At 69.4% G+C, this 5,183-nt stretch carries 5 protein-coding genes; all 5 read left to right on the top strand.

Annotation, left to right across the window (positions count from 1 at the left end; translation table 11 throughout):
• The coding region (merB, locus tag Q7T84_RS06545; RefSeq protein ID WP_304806955.1) for an organomercurial lyase at positions 1-252 on the top strand (252 nt) is incomplete at its 5' end.
• The gene (locus Q7T84_RS06540) at positions 234-1,580 is read left to right on the top strand and encodes an NAD(P)/FAD-dependent oxidoreductase (protein ID WP_304806954.1); all 1,347 of its coding nucleotides are present in this window, start codon (positions 234-236) and stop codon (positions 1,578-1,580) included. The genes merB and Q7T84_RS06540, both read left to right, overlap by 19 nt.
• A gap of 306 nt (positions 1,581-1,886) precedes the next feature.
• Entirely contained in the window at positions 1,887-3,545 is a 1,659-nt protein-coding gene (locus Q7T84_RS06535) for a Mu transposase C-terminal domain-containing protein (RefSeq protein ID WP_066680715.1), read from the top strand.
• Positions 3,542-4,432, top strand: coding sequence for a TniB family NTP-binding protein (locus Q7T84_RS06530; protein WP_231732068.1), 891 nt, complete (start codon positions 3,542-3,544; stop codon positions 4,430-4,432). Before Q7T84_RS06535 ends, Q7T84_RS06530 begins: the two co-directional genes overlap by 4 nt.
• Positions 4,429-5,183 (top strand): TniQ family protein (locus Q7T84_RS06525; RefSeq protein WP_304806953.1); only part of this gene is annotated, 755 nt, incomplete at its 3' end. The genes Q7T84_RS06530 and Q7T84_RS06525, both read left to right, overlap by 4 nt.

Here is a 5,183-nt window from a genome sequence, read left to right as displayed (position 1 = left end):
CTGGATCAGGTCGAGCCGATAGGGATCGTGGTCTGGTCCGGCCATCGCTACGCCGCCGGCTGTGCCGCGTCTTCGCTCTGCACCTTGCAGGCCTTCTTCTGCGAGGACGTTCACCTGGAGACCTGGCGCGCAAACAGCCCGGCCGCTGGCCAGGAGGGCGTGCGCCTGAGCCTCGCCGAAGCGCTGGAGATTGGCGTCGCGATTTTTGCGCCGATGCGGATGGAGTGGCCGTCATGGATTCCTACGACCTGATCGTCATCGGCAGCGGCACGGCGGCCCAGGTCGCCGTGGCGAAGGTCCGCGCCGCCGGCTGGTCCGTCGCCGTGATCGATCACCGGCCGTTCGGCGGCACCTGCGCGTTGCGCGGCTGCGATCCCAAGAAGATGCTGGTGAGCGGCGAGGAAGCCATCGACGCGGCCCGGCGCATGGCCGGGCATGGCGTGGAAGGCGCGCTGGCGATCGACTGGCCGGGCCTGATGGCGTTCAAGCGGACCTTCACCGATCCGATCCCCGCCAAGCAGGAGCAGCGCTACACCGAACTGGGCGTCGACGCCTTCCACGGGCTCGCCCGTTTCGCCGGTCCGGACGCGATCGAGGTGGACGGCCGCGCCTTCCAGGCCCGACACGTGCTGATCGCCACCGGCGCCCGCCCGGTCCCGCTGGGCATCCCGGGGGAAGAGCTGGTCAGCACCAGCGACGACTTCCTGGAGCTGCCGGCTCTGCCACGCCGGATCGCGCTGATCGGCGGCGGCTATGTCGCGGCCGAGTTCTCGCACCTGGCGGCGCGCGCCGGCGCGGAGGTCACCATCCTGCAACGTGCCCCGCGGCTCCTGCCGAACTTCGATCCCGACCTGGTCGGCTGGCTCATGCCGCGGTTCGAGGAACTCGGCATCGCCGTCGAGACCGGCGCCACGGTCACCCGAGTCGGGCGGGTCCAGGGCGGCCTGATCGTCCACGCCAGCCGTCCGGGCGCGCCCGACCTCGCCGTCCCGGCCGACCTGGTGGTGCATGCCGCCGGCCGCGGGCCCGACCTCGACGCATTGGACCTCACGGCGGGCCAGGTGACCGCGCGTGACGGCCGCCTACATCTGAACGAGCACCTGCAAAGCGTCTCCAACCCTCGGGTCTATGCCGCCGGCGACGCGGCCGGCGTCGGGCCGCCGCTGACGCCGGTCTCCAGCCAGGACGCCAAGGTCGTGGCCGCCAACCTGTTGGATGGCCCGTCGCACAGGCCGGACTATCGCGGCGTCCCGAGTGTCGCCTTCACCGTGCCGTCCATCGCCGCCGTCGGGCTCTCCGAGGACGAGGCGCGCCGCCAGGGCCACAAGTTCCGGGTCAATGCCGGCTCGACGCCCAACTGGTTCAGCGCCCGCCGCCTGGCCGAGCGGGTCTACGGCCACAAGGTGCTGATCGAGGAGGCCACCGACCGAATCCTTGGAGCCCATCTGGTCGGCCCGCACGCCGAGGAGGTGATCAACCTGTTCGGTCTGGCAATCCGCCATGGGCTCACGGCCGCCGACCTTCGATCGACGATGTTCGCCTATCCGACTGGCGCTTCGGATCTCGGCTATATGCTCTGAGGCGCCGGACTAGGGGCGAAGTCCTGAGGCCCAACGACTCGGCTCGCGCGAGTCAGGGTGCGCCAACCTGTTCTCCCTGACCGTCTCGCGAGCCCCCGTTCTGCGACGCCTCAATGGGACCAGACATAGATGGCGAGAGTTGCGGTTCGGGGCGGCCGGACGTGAGCCGAAGGGGCTAGTCGCAAGCAATTCGGACGAAATCTGTTCTGAAAACTGCGCGTTCGATGCGAATGCTGCACCGTTGCGGACGTGACATCGAATCAGGTGAGTTTTGGGCGGGAGCGGCTCGAACAGGAGCGCACGCCGATGGCCGAGAGCAGAGCCAGCCACCAGCCGCAGGGTGAGGAACAGCGCTGGGAGTTGGCCGTTGCGCGCCAGCGCGTGCTGCGCCCGCTGTTGGACAATCCTCACCGTACACGCGCCGAGGTCGAGGCCGCAGCGCGGCGACTGAACGTCCACACGGCAACGGTCTATCGGCTGCTGGCCCGCTACGCGGTCGGAGAGACCGCGCAGGCGGTCGTGACCGGGGTAGGGGGATGGAAACCCGGGCGGCCGCGGCTGCCGGCGCGCGTGATCGAGATAATCGACACGGCCATCGAACAACTGTTCCTCGACCGGCAGTCGATCACCAAGGCGCAGCTGGGGCGCGAGATCGCCCGGCGCTGCACCTCGCAGACCCTGAAACCGCCCTCGCGGTCGGTGATCAGCCGCCGGCTGCAACGGATCGGCGAGCGGGAGATGGCCCGCCGCCGCAAGGGGCCGGGTGCGGCTGAGGCGGCGACGATGCGGCCGGGAAGCCTGACGGTGACGCGGCCGAACGCGATCTGGCAGATCGATCATTCCCCGGCCGACGTCATCCTCGTGGATGCGGACTCGCGCGCGCCGATCGGCCGGCCCTGGGTGACCCTGGTCATCGACGTGGCATCCAGGGTGATCACCGGGCTCTATATCTCGTTGGATCCGCCGTCTGTCGTTTCGGTCGGCATGGCGCTGCAGCATGCAATCTTGGCCAAGGACGAGGCCCTGGCGGAGCGTGGGATATCCGCCGAGTGGCCGGCCTTCGGCCTGCCCGAGTTGGTTCATTCCGACAACGGCTCCGACTTTCGCAGCCGATCGTTTGCCCGGGCGTGCAGCAATCTGGGCATCGAGACGGAGCGTCGGCCCGTCGGCGCCCCCCGTTATGGCGGCCACATTGAGCGCCTGATCGGCTCGGTGATGAGCGAGATGCACCTGCTGCCAGGCGCCACTTTCTCCAACGTGGCCGCCCGCGGCGACTACGACAGCGATGCGGCCGCGGTCATGACGATAGACGAGTTTGAGGTCTGGCTCTGGCGCTTCGTCGCCGGCGACTACAATCGCCGGATCCACACGAGCCTCTCGGCACCGCCGTTGGAGACCTGGCGACGCCTATGCGCCGAACAGGCCGTCACGCCGCGACAACCCCTCGACCCCGAAGGCCTGTTGATCGCCTTCCTGCCGCGCATCTCGCGCACAATCACCCGCCAGGGGATAAGCTTCCACCATGTTCGCTATTACGAGCCCTTCCTGGGGCCGCTGTTCGACAGCGGCCAGCGCCGCGTCGAACTCGCCTATGATCCGCGGGATCTGTCGCGCCTGCTCATGGAGACGCCGCAAGGGGTCCGCGCGCTTCGCTATCGCAATCTCGCCCGCCCGCCCATGAGCCTGTGGGAGCTGCTCGCGGCGCGACGCCGGCTCCGCGCCGAAGGGCGAGCCCAGGTCGACGAGGCGGCCCTCTTTGCGGCTCGTGAAGCCAACCATGCCCTGGTGGCCACGGCAGCGAGCGAGAGCCGCCGGATGCGCCGCGAGTCCGTAAGGCGCGAGCGCCATCGGGCGGAGGTGAAGCAGGCTCCGATCGCGGAGGGCGATGCTTCGGCGGAGCCGCCCGATGCGGCCGCTCCGACAAGCCCGGCACCAGCGTTTGCCGTGGAGATCGAACCTTGGTGAGCGCGATAACCGAGACCTCGGGCCTGACGGCCGCGGCGCGCATCGATCTGGTGCTCTCCGATCGCTGGGTCGCATATCCACAAGGCCAGACGGCCTTGCAGCGCCTCGAGGAGCTGCTCCGTGGCGCCCAGCGGACACGGATGCCTTCGCTGCTCATCGTTGGCGACCCCGACATGGGCAAGACGACGATCCTGAGGAAATTCATGCGCGGTCGCGCGCCGACGTTCGATGCGGAGACCGGTCGATCGCAGATGGAGGTTGTGGCGATCGAGGCTCCGCCCGAAGCCGACGAGCTACGGCTCTACGGCATCATTCTGGACGCGGTTGGCGCGCCGACCCCCACCCGGCGGGCGATGGAGGCCGAGCGGGCCGTCCATGGTCAGCTGGAACGCCTGCGCACCCGGCTGCTGGTCATCGATGAAACCAACAACCTGATGATCGGTACGGGCGCCGCCCAGCGCAAGACGCTGGCCGCCCTGCGCCGGCTGTCCAACACGCTTTCGCTCTCGATGGCCTATTTCGGAACTTTGGAGGCCCTGAACGCCCTGACCTCCGACCCGCAGATCGAAGGCCGCGCCCAGCCCTTCCGGCTCTCGCGCCTGGCCAAGGACGAGACCTACGCCGCGATCGTGGCGGCCGTGGTCGGTCATTTCCCGCTCCGCATGAAGAGCCAGGTCGATGACGCCTTCGTCGGCGCCGTCCATGAGATCAGCGGCGGCAGTCCCGGCAAGACCTTCCGTCTGCTGAACGCCGCTGCCGTCGAGGCCATCGACAGCGGCCGCGAACGGATCACAGTTGAGAGCCTGCACGCCGAGGAGGTGGTCCGCCATGTGCGGACGGCGATGGCAATGCGCCGGGGCGCTCGCGTCCGGGCCGCGGCAGGGTGAGACTGCCCTATGCGCCGCGCCCGACCACGGGGGAGGGACTGTCGTCGTGGACGGCCCGGGTCGCGGCGCACAACTACGTCGATCTCCCAACCTTCTGGGCCTGGCTGGGGATAGGCCCGATCGACGATCTGCACCCCTCGCCAGGCACGCTCGAGACGCTGGCCGAGGTCGGCGGCATGGCGCCAGCGGCGATCGCTGATTTGTGCATCCCGCAGGCGCGCCGGTTGTCCTGGATGGCGGCGCTCGATGCGCAAGGTCGTCGCGGCGGCGCCTGTCCAGTCTGTTGCCGCGAGGCGGCCGCACGGGGGTGTGACCATTGGTGGCCGGCGCAGAGCCAGATGGTGTTCCAGGTGAGCTGTCCGATCCATCGCTGCGCCCTCGTGGACCTCGACGGCCTGGCGTTCGTATCGGCGGGCGTCCTGTTACAGTTGGCCCGACAGGGCGGAGCGGCGCTCGGCGTTGCGCGGACCGCGCGCGTGCTGGGCCAGCGCACGCTCGCCCTGGAATCGGCCCTGGCGCGCGCCTTGGCTGGCCTGGCCATCGGGCCCGGCTGGCGGGTCCGGTCGGCTCGGAGCCTGTTGCGGGCGAGCGAGATCCTGATCGACCTGGTGCTCTATAAAGAGTCGGGGCAGACGCCCTTCGCGTGGCTGTTCGAGCCCGAACGCATCGGCGGACCGTTCATCCTCAGCCTGCAGGCCTCTGACCCGGTCCAGGGGCTGGGCGCCCTGCAGGGCCAAAGCGCGCGGTCTCG

Origin of the sequence: Phenylobacterium sp. (assembly GCF_030654915.1) — a bacterium.
Classification (GTDB): Bacteria; Pseudomonadota; Alphaproteobacteria; order Caulobacterales; family Caulobacteraceae; genus Phenylobacterium.
This window is presented reverse-complemented; position numbering and strand designations above follow the sequence as displayed.

What these genes read in the sequence shown, in the direction of transcription:
- Q7T84_RS06540 (WP_304806954.1), top strand. Translation starts at nt 234, where the DNA reads ATGGATTCCTACGACCTGATCGTCATCGGCAGCGGCACGGCGGCCCAG.
- Q7T84_RS06535 (WP_066680715.1), top strand. Translation starts at nt 1,887, where the DNA reads ATGGCCGAGAGCAGAGCCAGCCACCAGCCGCAGGGTGAGGAACAGCGC.